The following is a 19357-nucleotide window of genomic DNA, read 5'->3' as shown; positions in this document are numbered from 1 at the left end:
CACGCATTTCTCGAAAATGCGCATCCAGCTCTGCCTTTGTCCAATGCCCCGAAGACCGGACGGTTATGATGCCGTCCGGATCAGTCAAGTCGCGCTCGATCATAATGCCACCACAGGTTGCAGGATCGCAGAATGCTTAACCTCCGATAATCTTCCTCTTGTTAATATTGTTCCTTCAATTCAGCATTTGTCATTATCTGTCATCGTGCGATGCGATGAGCGTCGCCCATCCGCCTGATCGCGGCGACTTTGTTATGAAGCGGTGTCCAGTCGTCATCCGTGTCGATGGCACTCCAGATAGACTCCACCTCATCGATATGCATGGAGCAGGGCGCTTCGTCCGACCAATAGGGATGGTCCCTTGCGTTGGGCAAAGCGGTAAAGCCCGCGATCGCCTCGCGGAACGGCGCCCAGCCAGCATCGTCATAATGCGCGCCGGAGAGGGCTGTGCCGCCGCGCCAGTCGTGGAAGAAACGGTCGATCGGCGTGCCGCTCGTCACCAGGCCGCGCACCGCCGCCTCGATCATCGCGCCAGGGTCGATGCTCTCGACGCCCAGTCGCCAGCAGAAGCGCCGCTGCATAGCATCGCCGTAGAGCTTCGGGAACCGTTCCAGCTGTTCGATCAGGGACGGCGCCTCCACCAGCGGGCGGAGTGATACCGCCAGTTGCGCCACATCCCAATGGATCGCTTCGGCCTGCCGTCCGAAGGCATAGAGTCCCTGCTGGTCGAAATAGGCGGCGGTGAAATGGGCATCCCACAACGGAGTGAAACGCCAAGGACCATAGTCGAAGCTCTCGCCCGTCACATTGATATTGTCGCTGTTGAGCACGCCATGGACGAAGCCCGCAACCATGTAGCTGGCGGCGAGGTCGGCGGTGCGCTCGACCACCCGACCCAGCAATTGTGCGGATGGATTGTCCCCCGGCGTCTCGCCATAGAGGCGGGTGAGGGCATAGTCGGTCAGCTTCGCCAGCAGCGCCTTGTCGTCATGAAAGGCCGCGCGTTGGAACGACCCGATGCGAATATGCGAATGGCTCAGACGCACCATAGCCGCGCCGCGGGTAGGGGACGGTTCGTCGTTGCGCTCCAGTGCCTCGCCCGTCTCGATGATGGAAAAGGTCTTGGACGTGTTGACGCCCAGGGCTTCCAGCATCTCGGTCGCCAATATCTCGCGCACGCCGCCCTTCAGCGTCAACCGGCCGTCGCCGAAGCGGCTATAGGGGGTCTGGCCCGTCCCCTTGGTGCCCAGGTCCAGCAAACGGCCGGCATCGTCGCGCAACTGGGCGAACAGGAATCCGCGCCCGTCGCCGATATCGGGGTTATAGTGGCGGAACTGATGGCCGTGATAGCGCAGGGCCAGCGGCTGGGGCAGGCTGCCCTCCAGCGGCTCAAAACGGCCGAAATGGGCGATCCATTGCGCGTCGCTCAACTCGTCCAGCCCCACCGAGGCGGCGGCGCGGTCGTTGCGGTAGCGCAGGATCGTCTGCGGAAAGTCCGCCGCCGTGACCGGGGCGGCGATGTCGGGCATCAGCGCGTCGATTTCAGAGGCGGGGCGATAAATGGCGGCTTGCGGCGTCTGGTTCATAAGGCGATATGGGGGAAGGTCACCAGAAGGATCAAGCTTGAGCGGCTACAGCGATGGATATTGGTGGTCACCCGATGGGCTGCGGCTCCATTATCGGGATTATGCGGGAGTCGATGACGGCCGCCCGCCCTTGCTCTGCCTGCCGGGGCTGACCCGCAACGCCCGCGATTTCGAACCGCTGGCCGGTCGGCTGGCGGGCGAGTGGCGGCTGATCTGCCCGGACATGCGCGGCCGCGCCGAAAGCGCCTACGCCAAGGATGCGATGACCTATGTCCCGCTAACCTATTTGCAGGATATCAGTCGCTTGCTGGCCGATCTCGCCATCACCCGCTTCGTTGCGGTCGGCACGTCGCTGGGCGGCGTCATCACCATGTTGATCGCCGCAACCCACAAGGAATGGCTGGCGGGCGCGTTGCTCAACGACGTCGGGCCGGTACTGGACGAAGGCGGGCTGGCGCGCATCCGATCCTATGTCGGCGTGGGCCAGTCGCACCCGACCTGGGTCCATGCCGCCCGCGCCCTGGCCGAGGCCAATGGCGACGTCTATCCTGGCTATGACCTGGAACAATGGCTGGCCATGGCCAAGCGCCTCTATCGACTGAACAGTGGCGGGCGCGTCGTGCTGGACTATGATATGAAGATCGCCGAACCGATCCGCGCCATGGGCAGCGAGGCCGGCGTTGACATGTGGCCCGTAATGCAGGCTTTCCGCGGCATTCCTACGCTGTTGCTGCGGGGCGAGCGATCCGACCTGCTGTCCGCCGCCACGGCGCAGCGCATGGTGGAGGGGATCGGTGACAGTGCCGAACTGACGACCGTTCCTGACGTCGGCCATGCGCCGGGGCTGGACGAGCCGGAAAGCGTCGCCGCGATCGACCGGTTGTTGGACCGCGTCCTGCATGGTTGATATTTCGGGCAAGAATAGGCCGCATATCCTCCACGTCCACGGCAGTTTCACTCTGGGCGGTAAGGAAGCGCGCGCCGTGCGGCTGATGAATGTCTGGGGCGACAAGGCGCGGCACAGCATCGTCAGCGCCGATCCCGCGGCCATGAGCGCGCGGGACGCGATCCATCCTGCGATCGACGTCGAATTTCCCGATGGGCCGTCTTTTGCGGGCAAGCCGGGGCTGGCGCGTTACAAGGTCATCACAGCCTTCCTCAGGCGGTTCGACCTGATCCTGACCTATAATTGGGGATCGATGGATGCGGTCATGGCGCATCGGCTGGCGGGCGCATCGGCCGGCCTGCCGCCGCTGATCCATCACGAGGACGGGTTCAACGCGGACGAGGCCGAGCGGTTGAAGACCAAGCGCAACCTGTTCCGTCGGGTCGGGCTGCAACGCGCGCACGGCATGGTGGTGCCCTCGGTCCGGCTCGAAACCATCGCGCGATCGGTGTGGAAGCAGCCGGCAGGCAAGGTCCATCTGATCCGCAACGGCATCGACGTCGTTCGTTATGCCACGCCGCCAGCTAAGGACGCCATTCCTGGCCTGGTCCGCACGCCCGGCAAGCTGCTGGTCGGCACGCTGGCAGGGCTTCGGCCGGTCAAGAATATCCCCCGCCTCGTACGCGCCGTCGCGGCGCACAAGGATAGGCTGCAACTGGTGGTAGTGGGCGAGGGGCCGGAGCGCGAGGCAATCCTGGCGCAGGCCGCCGCCCTTGGCCTGGACGATATCCATATGGCTGGTTTCATGGATCGCCCCTGGCGCTTCGTCGGCCTGTTCGACATGTTCGCTTTGTCCTCCGACAGTGAGCAGTTTCCGATATCCTTGGTGGAGGCGATGGCGGCCGGCGTGCCCGCGGCGTCCATGGATGTCGGCGATGTCGCCAACATGGTCGCACCGGAAAACCGGCCGTTCGTCGTGTCTGACGAGCAGGGGCTGGCAGATGCGCTGGAAACGCTGGCTGGCGACGCCGAACTGCGGGCCCGACTGGGAGCCGCCAACCGAGGCCGCGCGACGCGCGACTATGCCGAAGCCGAAATGGTGAATGCTTATGCGCGCCTATATGGCGAGGCACTGGCCAGCCCCATGATTTTGCGCTAGGGCGCGCCAAATTCGTCATAGACAGCCAAAGCTGCTATAGGGTCGCTTTTACCCGGTCGAGGGGGCCGGGCGGTTTTTGCGGGAGATGTCGTTGTTCAAGGGGTTGAAGCCCATCGTCTATGGTGGCCGTGAAGTCTGGCCGCTGGTCGAAGGCGGCAAGGGCGTTGCCGTGTCCAACCACGCCAGTTCCGGCGCCTGGGCGGCTGCGGGCGGCATCGGCACGGTGTCGGCGGTGAACGCCGACAGCTATGACAGTTTCGGCGACGTCATCCCTCAGATCTACCATGGCCGTACCCGTCGCGATCGTCACGAGGAACTGGTCGCCTATGCCATCGACGGCGCGGTCGAGCAGGTGAAGCGCGCCTATGAGATCGCCGGCGGCAAGGGTGCGATCAACATCAACGTGCTGTGGGAAATGGGCGGCGCGCAGCGCGTGCTGCACGGCGTACTGGAAAAGACCAAGGGCATGGTGGCGGGCGTCACCTGCGGCGCGGGCATGCCCTATAAGCTGTCCGAGATCGCGGCCTCCTACAATGTCAGCTATCTGCCGATCGTGTCTTCCGGCCGCGCCTTCCGCGCGCTGTGGAAACGCGCCTATTCCAAGGCGTCGGAATGGCTGGCGGCAGTGGTCTATGAAGATCCCTGGCTGGCGGGTGGCCATAACGGCCTGTCCAACGCCGAAGATCCCAAGGTGCCGCAGGACCCCTACCCCCGCGTCAAGGCGCTGCGCGACACGATGCGCGAAGGCGGCATTTCCGACGAGGTGCCGATCGTGATGGCGGGCGGCGTCTGGGCGCTCAAGGACTGGAACGACTGGATCGACAACCCCGAACTGGGCGCGATCGCCTTCCAGTTCGGCACCCGTCCGCTGCTGACGCAGGAAAGCCCGATCCCGCAGTTGTGGAAGGAGCGGCTGACCCAGCTCAATCCCGGCGACATCCTGCTGCACAAATTCTCGCCGACCGGCTTCTACAGTTCGGCGATCCGCAATCCCTTCCTGCGCAGCCTGGAGGCGCGCTCGGAACGGCAGATTCCGTTCAGCACCGAACAGGCGGGCGACCATACCCACCAGCTCGACGTGGGCGTGAAGGGCAAGAATTTCTGGGTTACGCTGGGCGATCTGACCCGTGCGCGCGAATGGGTAGGGCAGGGCTTCACCGCTGCGCTCAAGACGCCGGACAATACGCTGGTTTTCGTCGGCGAAGAGGAAAAGGGCGTCATCCGCAAGGATCAGACGGACTGCATGGGTTGCCTCAGCCAATGTTCCTTCTCGTCCTGGATGGACAGCGAGACCAATTCGACCGGTCGCCTGGCCGATCCGCGCAGCTTCTGCATCCAAAAGGCATTGCAGGAGGCGGTGCATGGCGGCGACCTCGACCAGAATCTGCTGTTCGCGGGCCACGGTGCCTATAAATTCAAGCAGGATCCCTTTTACTCCAACGGGTTCGTGCCGACCGTGAAGCAACTGGTCGACCGTATCCTGACCGGCGATTGAGGGCGTCGGCGATGATCGGGGACATTCAGGGTCTGGCGGTGCTGCACTATGACACGCCGCATTTCGACATCGTGCAGCCGGGGCAGTTCGTGCTGTGCGCCGTATCCGGCACGCGAATCGATCTGGAAGACCTGAAATATTGGAGCGCCGAGTTTCAGGAAGCCTATCGCGGGCCGGAAGAAGCGACTCGGTCCTTTCTGCAACATCGCGGCCCGGATTTCCGATAAATAACGGCCGTTAAAGCGACGCCAGCCTGTCTGCCAGAAGGGGTGGGCTGGCCTAAATCGCTTTCAAGAGGTGCTGAACATCGGTTCAGCGTCTCAATAAGGCGATTGGTCGCAACTTTGCTATTCCGATACGGTGAAAACTGATGTAATCTTTTCTCAGAGGCGACGTAGAGCGCTGCATGTGGAAGGATGTTTTTCTGATGTCTCGTATCGACGTCTTTGGTGATCGTATTTGCATCGTGTCGAGCCTGCTGATCGTGGGCTGGTTCCTCTACAGCACGATCTTCTGATTCCTGCGGCGGGATTTCCCGCCTGACCGCGCTTTCGTCGGGGTCATTGTCTGGGTCGAGCGCCCGTGCCACGTCTATGGGCGCGGCTATGTTGCGTCCATGCACCCTGTGGTTCTGCATAATTGGAGATGATGATGTTCAGCCACATCATGGTGGGTGCCAACGATATGGAGGCGTCCAAGTCCTTCTACGACGCGACATTCGGTGCGCTGGGTGCGAAACCCGGCTTTTACGACGATATGGGGCGTGTCATCTATATGCATGACAATGCCTTGTTTCTGGTGACCAAGCCGATCGACGGTGCGTCGGCCTGTCATGCGAATGGCGGGACGATCGGTTTCACCATGGCCTCGCCCGAACAGGCGGACGCTTGGCACGCAGCAGGCGTGGCAGCGGGCGGCGCAACCTGCGAAGATCCGCCCGGCGTGCGCGAAGGCGGCTTCGGCAAGCTGTATCTCGCCTATCTGCGCGATCCGGCGGGCAACAAGCTGTGCGGGCTCCATCGGATCGGGTGATTAGGCATAGGCTGGTTTTGGTTGGGATGACCAAGCAGGACTGGCGGCACCCCAAGCAAAGCTATTTCGACTTTCTCAACTAAATGACTAGATAGAGTGGCGAGCGTTTCGCTCCGCGGCTTTTGAAGGATGTCAGCTTGCTCCGCGTCACCAACGGCTAAAGCGCACGGTGCCGAAGCGACGACGCCAGGTTTCGTGTTCCCTTGCTATGAGGAGAAGACGATGACTCGCAAAACCACACGCCCCCGCCAGCCTCATCGCGTCCAGCCGGACAGCCATGTCTATCTGCCCCATTCGTCCTGGACTCGCGTCGAGCGCAAGGCGGCTGTGGGCGGCGCGATCGCGCCCGATGACTTCTGGGCGCGGCTGGGGCTTTGAACCCACGTCCGGTCAGGAAAGCTATCATCTTGGAGGGCGAGGCGCCCGCGTCGTTCGGTCACGCGACCGACGGCGCGGGCGGCCGTATCAATTGCTCAAGCCGTTGACTGGCACCGCCGCGACGCCCTCCGCCTCGAAACTGGCGATGGGATAGGCGCAATAGTCTGCGGCATAATAGGCGCTGGGGCGGTGATTGCCTGATGCGCCCAGGCCGCCAAAGGGCATGTTGCCCGCCGCGCCCGTGGTCGGCCTGTTGCGGTTGACCACGCCAGCGCGGCTTTCCTCGACCACCCGCTGCCACAATGCCTCATCCTGCGAGATCAGCCCGGCGGACAGGCCGAAGCTGGTGGCGTTGGCGGCGGCGATCGCCGCATCGAAGTCCGGCACGCGGATGACCGTCAGCACCGGTGCGAAAATCTCCGCATCGGGCGTGTCAACGCCGGTCAGGTCGAGCAGGGCAGGGGTGACGAAGGCGGCGCTGCGATCCTGCACGCTGTTGAAGTCGCGGATCACCCGCGCGCCGCGCGCGATCAGGTCGCTGACGGCGCGGTGCGCGGCCGCGGCGGCCTGGTCCGACACCAACGGTCCCATGAAGGCGTCGCCCGGCTCGTTCCAGGCGGCGATCGGCAGGCGGGTGGCGACGGCAGAGGTAGCCTCCACGATGGCGTCGCCGGTCGCGCCTTCGGGCACGATCAGACGGCGGGCGCAGGAACAGCGCTGGCCGGTGGTGATGAAGGCGGAGTTGACGATGATCGACGCGGATGCTTCTGGCGAGCCCCAGGCGATCAGCGGGTTATTGCCGCCCAGTTCCAGCGCCATGACGACATGAGGCCGGTCGACCAGCGCCCGACGCAGCGCGGCGCCCGCGCCTGCCGATCCGGTAAAGAGCAAGCCGTCGATATCGCCCGCGACCAGCGCCTCGCCGGTAGCGCGACCGCCCTGGACCACGGTCAACAACCCGTCGGGCAGGCCCGCCGCTGCCCAGGCGTCGGCCATCGCCGCACCGGTCGCGGGGGTGATCTCCGACGGTTTGAAGACGACGGCATTGCCTGCGATCAGGGCGGGGACGATATGACCATTGGGCAGGTGGCCTGGGAAATTATAAGGGCCAAGCACCGCCATCACGCCATGGCCGCGGTGACGGAGCACTGCGCGACCGAAGGGCATGTCGGCGGCGCGCTCGCCGGTACGTTCGGCATGAGCCTTGATCGACACATCGACCTTCGCGATCATCGATCCGATTTCGGCGTCGCTTTCCCAGAGCAATTTGCCCGTTTCGCGGGATATGAGTGCGGCCAGCGCCGCGCGCCTGTCCCCCAATATCTGCGCATAGCGGCGCGCGATGGCGGTGCGGTCGTCCACCGGTAGCGCGCGCCAGCCGGGCAGGGCAGCATGGGCGGTGGCAATGGCGCGGTGACAGTCGTCCGCGCTTGCGACCGGGCCTTCCCAGACCAGTTCGCGCGACGCCGGATCGAAGGACTGGAGCATCATACTCACCGTGCCGCGCCCGCTTGCGCACTGGTCATGGCGAAGATGCCAGTCGCGTTGCCGGTGTCGAAGGCGAGGTCGAGCCTGCCTGTCGCGGGATCGATATCGCGGCTGATGAATTCGTAGAAGGAGCCGGGCACCTGCCGCAATTCCCCGTCGGCGAAGAGTCGTTCGACGCTGTCGGCGCGGAAGGCGGTCTGGCGCACGCGGCCCGTTGCGGAGACTTCCAGTTTCTCTTTCATCGGGCGATCCTCCGCTTTCAGCCGTTCAGCAAGAGCGGCGACATCCGCAACCCGGTCGGTCGCATGGTTGAAGCCATTGCCCTCGGTCGCGATCCAGGCGGCTTCGTTGGAGCGGGACAGGAGCAACTGATAATCGGCGAAACCCGGTGCATCATGCTGACGATCGAAGGCGGACAGGATTGCCGGTAGCGTGGCGATTGCGTCAACGAGTTGGACAGCTTCTCCGGCTTCATAGCGCGCCAGCATCGCCTTCGCCCGATCGTCCAAGGGATCGCGCGACGTGCCGAAGACACGGGCGGCGGCCTCGGCAAATTCCGGGTCGAAGCGATCGACATGGAGTTCGGACAGGAAGAATTGCGGGATCGCTTCGGGGAAGTCGCTATGGCGGTAGGCCCGGCCGGTCATCTTCAGCCGGTCGAGCGGATAAATGGCCGCCATTGCATAGCCCAAGGGCAGGAAGATGCGGGTAAAGGCATCCTCACCGCCGGGCAGCGCGCCGGTCGGGCCATCGGGGAAGCGGATCGAGCGGAGCGCGCCATGGTCGAACATAACCTTGCCGCCCCGGGTGAGCGTATCGGCGACATAGGCGTTTCCGCTCGGCACCCGATGCAGCAGGTCGGCGAACAGGGTGACGTTCAGCGCCATGGCGAAGGCGGCGCGCGACACGGTGTCGCCGCGCTGCGTCAGCAGGGCGGGATCGATCGCCAGCATGGCGAGCGTCTGGCGGCCCGCCGCTTCGCCCAGGGTGGCGACGACCAATGTCTCTATGCTGCCCATATTCTCAATCGACATGAAATGCTCCGGGATGACAACGCCCTTATCGCAAGATAGGCATGATTTTCAAAATGGCGACCTGTCATCTGTAGATGCGAGTTTGGAATGAGTGGATTGCGCAAATGGCTGCCGCCAATGAACGCACTGACCGCCTTCGAAGCGGCAGTGAGCCATGGCGGGTTTTCGCGCGCGGGCGAGGAGATTGGGCTGACCCAGAGCGCGGTCAGTCGCCAGATCGCGCAACTGGAGGACTGGCTGCAGACGCCCTTGTTCGACCGGATCGGACGACGGGTGCGGCTGAACGAAGCGGGGCGGGCCTATGCCGACGACCTGTTGCCGGCGCTCGACGCCATCCGCCGCGCGACGGCACGAGCCTCGGCGCGGCCGTCACAGACCGCCCTGCGGGTCGCGACCTTGCCCAGCTTCGGGATGCGCTGGCTTGCGCCGCGCCTGCCGCAACTGACCGCGCGGCATCCCGATCTGGTGATCGATTTCGCCGCTCGTTCGCAACCCTTCGACTTCGGGCATGAGGATTTCGATGCAGCCGTTCATTTCGGTGTCGCGGCGGATTGGCCCGGCGTCACGATGGACTTTCTGTTCCGCGAGGAAGCGGTGCCCGTTTGCGCGCCGGCCTGGCTGGCGGCACATCCGCTGCGCGAACCGGGGGACCTGCTGCGCGCGCCGCTCTTGAGCCAGACGTCGCGTCGCGATGCCTGGACCCGCTGGCTGACGGCGGCGGGCGTGGATGCGTCGGCACTGGCGCCTGGACCGGCCTATGAGCATTTCCTGATGCTGGCGCAGGCCTGCGCAGCCGGGGGCGGGGTGGCGCTGATCCCCAGTTTCCTGATCCAGCCGGAACTGGCGGCGGGCACGCTGGTCGTCCCCTTCGCCCGGCCGCTGTCGAGCGAACAGGCCTATTATCTGGTCTACCCGACCGGGGCGCTGGTCGCGGGGGCGCTGGCCCAGTTTCGCGACTGGATGGTGGAGCAGGCGCGGGGCGCCTGAACCTTCACATCTTCTTGGGCATGCAGTCCGCGCCGGCGGCCTTGATCGCGCCGCAGAGGCGCGCGGCGTCGTTGTTACTGGCGAGCGGCCCGGCCTGGAGCCGCGTGACCGCGCCGGCCTTCACCAGATAGGGCTGATAGGCAGACAGGCCGCTGACCTTGCGGCTGAGCTGGCTCCAGAGCGTGCGGGCGCGCGCTTCTTCGCCGAACGCGCCGAGCTGTACGCGCCAGCCGCCCGAAGCGGCGGGGGCAGCGGCCATGGCAGCAGGACGCGCGGGTTCCGGCGCTGGCTTTGGCTTGGCGACAACGACCTGCGGTGCGGGCCGGGGCGGCGCCGGCGCGGGTTTGGGGGCGGGTTGGCTGGGCGTGGAGGGCGGCAATTGGGTGGTGCGGACGGCCGATGGGCCGCTGCGCGGCGGCGGCGGAGCCGCTTGCGCCAGCATGACGCTCTTGTCGCCCTTGTCCAGGCTGGCGGCGAGGGCCAGACCCTGCTTGCGTTGATCTTCGGGGATATATTTGTCCATCTGCTCCAGGCTGGTCGCGGCCTGCGGCAGGCCCGACGCGGAGGCGCGGGTCATCAGCGCATAGGCGCGGACCCAATCCTTGCCGAGCGTGTCGCCGTTGAACAGGGCGGTGCCGACGATATATTGCGCCCGCGGTTCGCCGCGCATCGACGCGCGCTGCAGATAGGGCATGGCGCCGGTGCGGTCGCCTTGCTGGAACATCAGCAGGCCCAGATTATCCTCTGCGCGCAAATGTCCCTGCACCGCCGCCTTGCGATACCAGTCTATGGCGGCGTTGAGGTCGGGCTGGACCCCGCGGCCCAGCTTGTAGGCCTGACCCAGATTAAACTGTGCATCGGGGTCGCCCGATTGCGCCAGCGGCCGCCATTCGGCGACCGCCTTCGCATAATCGCCCTGCTGCCAGGCGTCCACGCCGGCCTTCACATCCGCCAACGCGGGCAACGCAATGCCCAGCATCGCGACCAGCGCCGCGGTTCCCCAGATATGTTTCATATGCACAGGCTCCAGTGCGAAAATCGTCATGGGCAACCGCAATGGTCAAACAAGGTTAAAGTCCTGTTAGCGTAACGGTAAGATGCCGCACAGCAACTTAACCATGATGTCGCACGACCATCAGTTTCGCGGGCAGTTAACCAAATTTTAGCGGCACTCGTGGCAATCCGGCCCGGAACTGGATTTTCTGGGGGGTGTGCGTGCGGATTTTGGCAATGGCGTCGCAAAAGGGCGGATCGGGCAAGACGACCTTGTCGGGCCATCTGGCCGTGCAGGCGCAGCGTGCCGGCGCCGGCCCGGTCGTGCTCATCGATATCGATCCGCAGGGTTCGCTGGCCGACTGGTGGAACGAGCGCGAGGCGGAGTTTCCGGCCTTTGCCCAAACCACGGTCGCGCGCCTCGCCGCCGACCTCGAGATATTGCGCCAGCAGGGTTTCAAACTGGCCGTCATCGATACGCCGCCTGCCATCACCATGGCGATCCAGAGCGTCATTTCGGTCGCCGAACTGATCGTCGTGCCTACCCGGCCAAGCCCGCACGACCTGCGCGCCGTGGGCGCCACCGTCGACCTTTGCGAACGCGCTGGCAAGCCGCTGATCTTCGTGGTGAACGCCGCCACACCCAAGGCGCGCATTACCTCGGAAGCCGCCGTGGCCCTGTCGCAGCATGGCACGGTCGCACCGGTGACGCTGCATCACCGTACCGATTTCGCCGCCTCGATGATCGACGGCCGCACCGTGATGGAGGTCGACCCCAAGGGTCGGTCCGCCGCCGAGGTGGAGGCGCTCTGGTCCTATGTGTCGGACCGGCTGGAGAAGAATTTCCGCCGCACCGTCTTTTCCGTGCCGCAGGGCACAGTCGGCACGATCGCCAGCCGTCCATCGAGCGGGGGCTTCGGCCGCCGCGTGATCGGCCAGTAAGGAAAGCCAGGACCATGGCCGAACCCAAACCGCTTGCTTCGCTGACATCGGGCCTGCTGGCCCGCAAGGGCGCGGCCCAGCCGGCGATGCGCCGCCCGATGCTGGGCTTTGGCCGTGCATCGAGCGCGGCGCTGCAGCAGGATGACCTAGGCTGGAACGACATGGGCTTCGATGTCGAGCCGGTGCATGAACCGATGGAGGAACCGGCTGCGCCGATCGGCCTGACGCCGATGACGCCCGTCGTTCCCGTGCCGCCGGTGGTGGCGGAGCGCAAGGTTCTGGCCAAGCGCCTCGCCGCCAAGCCCGCATCGGTTCAGGCCGTCGCCCGCAACCGCAAGGCGGCGTTCACGCTGCGCCTGGATGCCGACCGGCATCTGAAACTGCGTCTGGCCTGCGCGATCACGGGCCGTTCGGCCCAGCAGATTGTGACGCAGGCGCTGGACGATCTTCTCAATGACCTGCCGGAAATCGACCGGCTGACTCAGCAGCTGCCGCATATGCGCGACGGCCAGTGAATGAAGGGTGGGTAAATTTATGAAACGCACGACATTCGGAAAGGCGGCGCTGTCTTCCCTGCTCGTCGCCACGACCATGGTCGGCTGCACCGGCGCGGCTTTTCGCCCGTCGGCTTCGGCCGTCCAGCAGAAGGGCAATCCGGGCAAGCTCGCCATCGCCGCCGAAAAGGCGCTGGCCGATCGCAACGCCGCCAAGGCGGTGGAAGCCGCTGAAGCCGCGGTGCAGCTTGCCCCGCAGAACGCCGCCTATCGCCAAATTTTGGGCCGTGCCTATGTGCTGGCCGGACGCTTCGCATCGGCCGAAACGGCACTGAGCGACGCCATGACGCTGGGTAATAGCGATGCCAGCACGATCGTCAGCCTGGCGCTGGTGCAGGTGGCGCAGGGTCGCCCCGACGCCGCGCGCAGCTTGCTGGTCGCCAATGCCGGCACGGTTCCAGCGGGCGACTATGGCCTGGCGATGGCGATGGCGGGGGATTCGGCCGAAGGCGTCCGCATCTTGTCCGAAGCCATTCACGATCCGTCGGCGACCGCGCGCACGCGCCAGAACCTGGCCTATGCCTATGCGCTGGCCGGCCGGTGGAAGGATGCGCGCATGATCGTGGGCATGGACCTGGAGCCGCTGGCCGCGAACAAACGTATTTCCGACTGGGCGCAGATCGCCGAGCCGTCCCTGGCGCCGATGCGCGTCGCCGCGCTGATGGGCGTGACCATCAACGGGGGCGATGCCGGGCAGCCGGTCGCGCTGGCGCTGGCGCCTGCCGCCGCGTCGGTCGAAATGGCGCAGGCCGTGCCTGAAGTCGCGCCCTTGCCCGAGAGTCAGCCCGAAGCGCCGGTGCAGATGGCGCAAGCCGCCCCCGCGCCGCAGCCGGTGGTCGAGGCCGCGCCCGTCATCAGGGCCGAACGCGCGCCGGTGCGCGTCGCCGCCCGCGATTTCATCGTCGAGGATCGCAACGCCAAGCCGGTTCAGGCCAAGAGCCGCACCGCCAAGGCGCCGCCGGTCGTCGCCGCGCCCGCCGCGCGGATGCAGCAGGCCGCCTTCATCAAGCCGGTCGCCAATGGCGCCAGCAACTGGGTGGTGCAATTGGGCGCCTATGACAATGCGGCGATCGCCAAGGAAAAATGGATGACCATGGCCGGGCGCAGCAGCACGCTGGCCGCTTTCCCGGTCCTCACCAGCCAGGCGACCGTCAAGGGCAAGGCCTATCACCGCCTCGCCATCAGCGGCTTTGGCAGCCGGGCAGACGCCATGACGGCGTGTCGCACGATCCGCGCCCAGAGCGGCCAGTGCTTCGTGCGCGAAGGCGCGCCGGGCGCGACGCCGCAGCGCTGGGCCGTCGCCACCAAGGGCCGCCAATACGCATCGCGCTGAACCTTCCCTCCCAAGCGTGACCCTGAACGCGCGAGGCCCACCGGCTTCGCGCGTTTTTTCTTGGCCAAAGACGGCATGAGGCGATTTGGCGCCAAACCATTGCTGATGCTGGGAAAAATGGCTCCCCGAGTAGGATTCGAACCTACGGCCATTCGATTAACAGTCGAATGCTCTACCGCTGAGCTATCGGGGAACGACCGGCTTTCGCCGGACAGGCCGCGCCTATGCATCGGCTGATTGGAAATGGCAAGAGCGTCGCGCGCCTCAAAATCGAAAAAAGGCTGGTGCAATATGACAGGCGGCATATGGTTCTGAAGGCCGGATACGCAATGCAGCCGGACCTGCGTCCGAATGGCTGAAGGAAGGACCGTCGCCCGACCTGTCGTCACCACCCTGTGTGGCTGCCGCTAAGGCGACGACATGTCGATAATGTTACAATATGTTTCTGTGTCTCGGCGGCTCGTCGCAAAGCGGCGGCTTGTGGCATTCGCGTCACAGTGGGAGCGTGCCGCCGGTCTGGACGGACGGCCACGCGCCTTTCATACGGAGCGCTTAGCGCTGCATGCAAGGGGACAAATATCTTGAAAATCGGCTCTTTCGCTCTTGTGGCGATCAGTCTGGCTGCGCTGTCCCGCGCCAACGCTTATGCGCAAACGCCGGGCGACAATGACGGAACGATCATCGTGACCGCTCAATTGCGCGAACAGGATCCGATCGACGTGCCGATGGCCCTGACCGCGATCGGCAGTGAACAACTCGATCGTTTCGGTATTGAGGAATTCGACGAACTGTCCCGTTACGTCCCGGGTTTCGAGGTCCAGAATCAGTCGCCCAACAATCCCGGCTTCGTGATGCGGGGAATCACATCGGACAGCGGCACGGCCTTCAACGAACCGCGCGTGTCGGTGTTTCAGGACGGCGTGTCGATTTCCAAGTCGCGCGGTTCCTATGTCGAACTGTTCGACATCGGCCGGGTCGAGGTCGCCAAAGGACCGCAGTCGACGCTTTACGGTCGCGGTGCGCTGATCGGTGCGGTCAACATCGTTCAGAACAAGGCGAAACCGGGCATTTTCGAAGGCGCCGGCAAGGCATCCTATGGCAATTACAACGCCTTTCTCGCCGAAGCCATGGTGAATGCGCCGATCGGGGACGACATGGCCATCCGCCTCGCGGGTCGGATGCGCAAGCGTGACGGCTATGTCGAAAATCTGCTGGGGGGCGAGGATTTCAACTCCGCCGACACCTATGCGCTGCGCGGCAGTTTTCATGGAGAAGCCGGGGTTCTGAGCTTCGACCTGATCGGCAATTATCAGAAGGACACGCCCGAAGGCACCGCCTTCAAGTCGATCGCCTACAACCCGACCGATCCGGCGACCGGCACCGTGATCGGGAATCGCGGGCGCAATAGTGGTGCGACGCTATCGCCGGGAGCGGGCTTTGAAGGCGGCAAGCCCCTTGGACTCGATCGGCAAGTCTGGGGCGTGACCGGCATCGCGAAGCTGAAGCTCGACGAAAGCTTCACCCTCACCTCCATTACCGCCTTCCGCAAGTTCGATACGCTGGAAATTTTCGACGCCGATGGCCTGTCGCTGCCGATACTGACTGCCGCAGAGCAGGCGCATGGCGAACAGACGAGCCAGGAATTGCGCCTCACTTATGAAAATGGCCCGCTGACGGCGTTCGTCGGTGCGAGCTATTTCCACGAGACCGGCTTTCAGCGCGCGTCTGCGCAGTTGGACGAACGAGCGCTGCTGGCGCGCCTTGCCGGTGCGCTCAACGGCGGCGGCGCCATTCCCGGACGGCCGGCCAGCGATCCCGTTCCCGCGGCGCTGCTTGCCAGCCCGGCCTTCACAGGCGCGCTGCTGCAAGGCGTAACCGCCGCCTATGGTGCGCCTATGTCGAGTGCGCAGGCGCAGGCGATCGCCGCTAACCTCAAATCCAACCACTTGGAATCCAACAGCAATAGCGCGCAAACCAGGGCGCTTGACCTCTTCGGTGACGTCACGATTCGTCTGTCGGACAGGTTCGAGATCGGCGGTGGGCTGCGCTACAGCCATGACGACAAGCGGGGCGACTATACGGCGTCTGTGCTGAACGGCCGATCAATCCTGGGCGGGGTTATTGGTGCGCTAGGGCAACCCGTGGCGGTGCGAGATGCGCTGCTGGACGCATTGTCGGTGCCCGGCGCTGCTGCCATTCCGACGTCGGCCGCCTATCCAGTGCCGCTCTTCGGCCTCGGCAGCCAGCCGACCGCAGGCAATGGCGGGGTCGACAGCGCCAGCCACAACGATGGCGGCTTTTCCTGGCGCCTCACCGCGCGCTTCATGCCCGGCGAAGGCGCAAGCGTCTATGCGACCTATGCCAGGGGCCGACGTCCCGAAATCCTCGCGCCCACCGGCCCGGCTGCACCCTTCGGCGCGACCAGTTTCACGGTGCTGCCATCGGAGACGGTCGACAGCTACGAACTCGGTGCGAAGGCGGCATTCGCCAACCATAGCCTGTTCCTCGACGGATCGGTCTTCTTTTATCAGTATGACAATTTCCAGACGACCGTGCAGCAAGGCACGCAGACCGTCACCACCAATGCCGGCAAGGCCGAGAGCTATGGTTTTGAGGGGCAAGCGCGTTGGGTGCCCGATGATCTGATCAGCCTGTATGCAAGTTACGCCTATAATCACAGCCGGTTCAAGGCGGGCATTCGCGACGGCAACCGCTTTCGCCTGTCACCCGATCACAGCGCATCGCTCGGTGCGATACTGAGCGTGCCGGCCGGTCCCGGTCGCGTCGCCTTCTCGCCCAGCGTCACTTGGCAATCGGGGGTCTTCTTTGACGACGACAATGACCGGTCCGACTTGCAGCAGCCGCCAGCGGCGCTGGCCGTCGACAATCTGCAGGACGAAATGCAAAAGGGTTATGCGCTGGCGAATGCGCGGCTGGGCTATGAGGCGGTGGGCGGCGACTGGCGGATCGAGGCCTTTATCGAAAATGCTTTCGACAGGAAATATGTCAAGGATGCCGGCAATGCCGGCGACGCGCTCGGTATGCCGACTTTCATCGCGGGCGAGCCGCGCTTCTACGGCATTTCGGCCAGCTTCCGCTTCGGCAGTGCAAAATGACGGGCGATCGGCGGTCCGCGCCTGATCGACGGCGGCTTTGCTTGTCGGCGACAGTCGCCGGGGCGCGCGAAACCTGGTCGTCGCCAACGTCGAAGGCTAACGTTTCCACACCCAAAAATTGGTCCGAAAGGATTTCGCTACATAGCGCACCGCCAGGCACCAAGCCTGGCGACCTAAGCCGCGTCTCGTGTGTAGGAATGTGGCTCCCATCGAACGATACGTCAAGAACACTTTTGCCGCTATTTTTGCCAGAGTCTCGAAGAACAATATCAAGGTATCGAGCGCTCGTTAAAAGCGCGAAATTCGCTCAGCCTTCTGGGTCCGACGAATTTCTCCGAGATTCAGTATTTTATTTGAAAGCATCTACGGGCGGAGTTCGTAAGCGTGACCGCGACCGTGCCATTCGCATCAGGGCTGAAGGCGGGCCGCGGCCGTCTTTGAGGGAGCGTGCGGTGGCGCTGGCAAAACAAAAGGGAGAGGTTCGCGCCAAGGACCTCACGGCTATCGGAGTTCCTCGTTGCTATCTGACTCCCATGTGTGACGAGGGGCGGCTCACAAAGGTCGGCTACGGCCGTTACCGCGTACCTCTCTCAAAAGGCGACTAATTCGGATCGCTCTTCTGATTTGTCCAGTCTCAAACTGCCGCTAGCGGGCTGTTTGAGCGGTGTTATCGGCATTGATCTTAACAGTACGGGCTTTTCCGGCTTCGAAGAAACCGAAACTGAGTGCTACGAGAGCCAGCGCATGAAAGGCAAATGCGCTAATCGCTGGCCAAGTGTGAAGAATGTTATTCAACGCGGCGGACATTACGCGGGTTTCCGCATCGATACCCGTCGAGGGCGCTGATGCTTTTGAACAGGGAACCGGTTCATAGCGATTTTGGTGGCTGTGCCTCTATGCCAAGCTATGGTCTGATCGTCGTCGCCGAAGGAGGAGTAAATTGTCGACCTATTCCTGCGATCGCGGACAGGCCGAAGCGGTCAAGGGCAAAAGCGTTGCGCATCCGGGCTGGACCATTGCGGCGACCATGCTTGCCTCTAGCCTCGCCTTCATCGACGGTTCGGTCACCAATGTCGCCCTGCCCGCGATCAGCAAAGAGCTTAGGGGGGATGCATCCAGCCTGCCTTGGGTCATTAACAGCTATCTGCTGCCGCTGTCCGCTCTTCTGCTTCTCGGTGGGGCTGCCGGCGATCATTTCGGGCGCAAGCGCGCGCTGATCCTCGGCATCATTCTGTTCGCGCTCGCCTCGGTCGGCTGCGCCTTCGCGCCGGACATGCCGTCCCTGTTCCTCGCACGGGCCGCGCAGGGCGTCGGCGCGGCAATCCTGATGCCCAACAGCCTTGGCATATTGGGCAGTTCTTTCGAGGGAGAGGCACGAGGCCGCGCTGTAGGCACCTGGGCCGCGGCGGGCGCCATCGCCAGTGCTGTCGGGCCGCCGCTTGGCGGCTGGCTGGTCGACAGTGTCGGCTGGCGCGCGATCTTCTATCTCAACATTCCCGTCGCTACGGCCGCGATCATTGTGGCGTGGCACTATGTGGAAGAGAGCGCACAGGGACGAGGACGGCTCGACTGGATGGGCGCACTTCTTGCGACGGCCGCGCTCGGCACGCTGACCTGGGCGCTGACCCTGTGGTCGAGCCGTCATGCCGCATCGTTTGATACCTGGGCCGGCCTTGGCGGCGGCATCATGCTGCTCGTCCTGTTCCTGATCGTCGAGCACCGGCTCGGCGACCGCGCGATGATGCCGCTTGCGCTGTTCGCCTCGCGTCCCTTCGTTGGGCTGACGCTGCTCACGCTGTTGCTGTACGGCGCTCTGGGCGGACTGCTGGTGCTGCTGCCTTATCTGCTGATCGTCGGCGGGCAATATAGTCCGACCCAGGCGGGGCTGGCGCTCCTGCCTTTCTCGATCGTCATCGGGACGGTATCGCGCCTCGCCGGGCGCCTTGCCGAAAGGATCGGCCCGCGCTGGCCCCTGACCATCGGGCCGATCGTCACTGGCGTGGGGTTCGCGCTCATGGTCCGCGCCGACCCAAACGCCAGCTACTGGACGAGCATATTGCCCGGCATGGCCGTCATCGCGCTCGGCATGGCAGGGGCGGTCGCGCCGCTGACGACCGCTGTACTGTCCACGGTGAATGACCGGCACACAGGTACGGCTTCGGGCTTCAACAGCGCGACAGCGCGGACCGGCGGGCTGGTGGCGACAGCAATCGCCGGCGCGGTGATCGCGGTGCCTCGCGCCGACCTGACCGGTGCGTTTCAGGCGGCGGCGATCGTCGCGGCCGTTCTGGCCGTCGCCGCCGGCGTGATCGCGTTCCTTACGCTGGCAAAATCCAGCTAAGCGGCGTGCAGAGCTCTCCTCCTCCGATCGGCT

Annotated in this window: 16 protein-coding genes and 1 tRNA gene; 12 read left to right on the top strand and 5 right to left on the bottom strand. The window is 64.5% G+C overall.

What is annotated here, in order from left to right:
• Window positions 1-200: 200 nt before the first annotated feature.
• Complete coding sequence (locus tag K9B33_RS21220) at window positions 201-1586, bottom strand: protein adenylyltransferase SelO family protein (protein ID WP_224551100.1); 1386 nt, start codon at window positions 1584-1586, stop codon at window positions 201-203.
• Between the two features lie 37 nt (window positions 1587-1623).
• Between K9B33_RS21220 and K9B33_RS21215 the strand changes: the two genes are divergently transcribed.
• The 6 genes from K9B33_RS21215 to K9B33_RS21190 all read left to right on the top strand — a co-directional run bounded on the left by K9B33_RS21215 (window position 1624) and on the right by K9B33_RS21190 (window position 6536).
• The gene (locus K9B33_RS21215; RefSeq protein ID WP_224551099.1) at window positions 1624-2493 is read left to right on the top strand and encodes an alpha/beta fold hydrolase; all 870 of its coding nucleotides are present in this window, start codon (window positions 1624-1626) and stop codon (window positions 2491-2493) included.
• Window positions 2486-3631 carry a glycosyltransferase gene (locus K9B33_RS21210; protein WP_224551098.1) on the top strand — a complete coding sequence of 382 codons (1146 nt, stop codon included), beginning with the start codon at window positions 2486-2488 and terminating at the stop codon, window positions 3629-3631. Before K9B33_RS21215 ends, K9B33_RS21210 begins: the two co-directional genes overlap by 8 nt.
• Window positions 3632-3722: 91 nt before the next feature.
• Window positions 3723-5126, top strand: a complete 1404-nt coding sequence (locus K9B33_RS21205) for an NAD(P)H-dependent flavin oxidoreductase (protein ID WP_224551106.1) — start codon at window positions 3723-3725, stop codon at window positions 5124-5126.
• An 11-nt stretch (window positions 5127-5137) separates the two neighbouring features.
• Window positions 5138-5353 (top strand): DUF2093 domain-containing protein, encoded by a 216-nt coding sequence (locus K9B33_RS21200; RefSeq protein ID WP_224551097.1) that lies wholly within the window; start codon window positions 5138-5140, stop codon window positions 5351-5353.
• A 424-nt stretch (window positions 5354-5777) separates the two neighbouring features.
• Window positions 5778-6158, top strand: coding sequence for a VOC family protein (locus K9B33_RS21195; RefSeq protein ID WP_224551105.1), 381 nt, complete (start codon window positions 5778-5780; stop codon window positions 6156-6158).
• A gap of 222 nt (window positions 6159-6380) precedes the next feature.
• Complete coding sequence (locus tag K9B33_RS21190; protein ID WP_224551096.1) at window positions 6381-6536, top strand: hypothetical protein; 156 nt, start codon at window positions 6381-6383, stop codon at window positions 6534-6536.
• Window positions 6537-6623: 87 nt separating this feature from the next.
• Here the strand turns inward: K9B33_RS21190 and astD are convergent, their stop codons facing one another.
• Complete coding sequence (astD, locus tag K9B33_RS21185; RefSeq protein ID WP_224551104.1) at window positions 6624-8027, bottom strand: succinylglutamate-semialdehyde dehydrogenase; 1404 nt, start codon at window positions 8025-8027, stop codon at window positions 6624-6626.
• Between the two features lie 2 nt (window positions 8028-8029).
• Window positions 8030-9058 (bottom strand): DUF1338 domain-containing protein, encoded by a 1029-nt coding sequence (locus tag K9B33_RS21180; protein ID WP_224551095.1) that lies wholly within the window; start codon window positions 9056-9058, stop codon window positions 8030-8032.
• A gap of 87 nt (window positions 9059-9145) precedes the next feature.
• Here K9B33_RS21180 and gcvA point away from each other — a divergent pair, with 87 nt between their 5' ends.
• Complete coding sequence (gene gcvA / locus K9B33_RS21175) at window positions 9146-10045, top strand: transcriptional regulator GcvA (protein ID WP_224551094.1); 900 nt, start codon at window positions 9146-9148, stop codon at window positions 10043-10045.
• Window positions 10046-10049: 4 nt separating this feature from the next.
• On the opposite strand, the gene K9B33_RS21170 is transcribed toward gcvA, so the two are convergent.
• Entirely contained in the window at window positions 10050-11060 is a 1011-nt protein-coding gene (locus K9B33_RS21170) for an SPOR domain-containing protein (protein WP_224551093.1), read from the bottom strand.
• 200 nt (window positions 11061-11260) lie between these two features.
• Between K9B33_RS21170 and K9B33_RS21165 the strand changes: the two genes are divergently transcribed.
• From K9B33_RS21165 to K9B33_RS21155, 3 genes are read left to right on the top strand one after another with little or no spacing between them, the layout of a single operon-like run.
• Entirely contained in the window at window positions 11261-11980 is a 720-nt protein-coding gene (locus K9B33_RS21165) for a ParA family protein (protein ID WP_224551092.1), read from the top strand.
• 14 nt (window positions 11981-11994) lie between these two features.
• Window positions 11995-12495, top strand: coding sequence for a hypothetical protein (locus K9B33_RS21160; RefSeq protein WP_224551091.1), 501 nt, complete (start codon window positions 11995-11997; stop codon window positions 12493-12495).
• Window positions 12496-12514: 19 nt separating this feature from the next.
• Complete coding sequence (locus K9B33_RS21155) at window positions 12515-13867, top strand: SPOR domain-containing protein (RefSeq protein ID WP_224551090.1); 1353 nt, start codon at window positions 12515-12517, stop codon at window positions 13865-13867.
• Between the two features lie 118 nt (window positions 13868-13985).
• Here the strand turns inward: K9B33_RS21155 and K9B33_RS21150 are convergent.
• A tRNA-Asn gene (locus tag K9B33_RS21150) sits at window positions 13986-14060 on the bottom strand.
• 388 nt (window positions 14061-14448) lie between these two features.
• Here K9B33_RS21150 and K9B33_RS21145 point away from each other — a divergent pair.
• The gene (locus tag K9B33_RS21145; RefSeq protein ID WP_224551089.1) at window positions 14449-16983 is read left to right on the top strand and encodes a TonB-dependent receptor; all 2535 of its coding nucleotides are present in this window, start codon (window positions 14449-14451) and stop codon (window positions 16981-16983) included.
• Between the two features lie 940 nt (window positions 16984-17923).
• The gene (locus K9B33_RS21140) at window positions 17924-19324 is read left to right on the top strand and encodes an MFS transporter (RefSeq protein ID WP_224551088.1); all 1401 of its coding nucleotides are present in this window, start codon (window positions 17924-17926) and stop codon (window positions 19322-19324) included.
• The last annotated feature ends 33 nt before the right edge of the window (window positions 19325-19357 follow it).

This window comes from Sphingobium sp. 3R8 (assembly GCF_020166615.1).
GTDB classification, from domain to species: Bacteria; Pseudomonadota; Alphaproteobacteria; order Sphingomonadales; family Sphingomonadaceae; genus Sphingobium; species Sphingobium bisphenolicum.
This window is presented reverse-complemented; position numbering and strand designations above follow the sequence as displayed.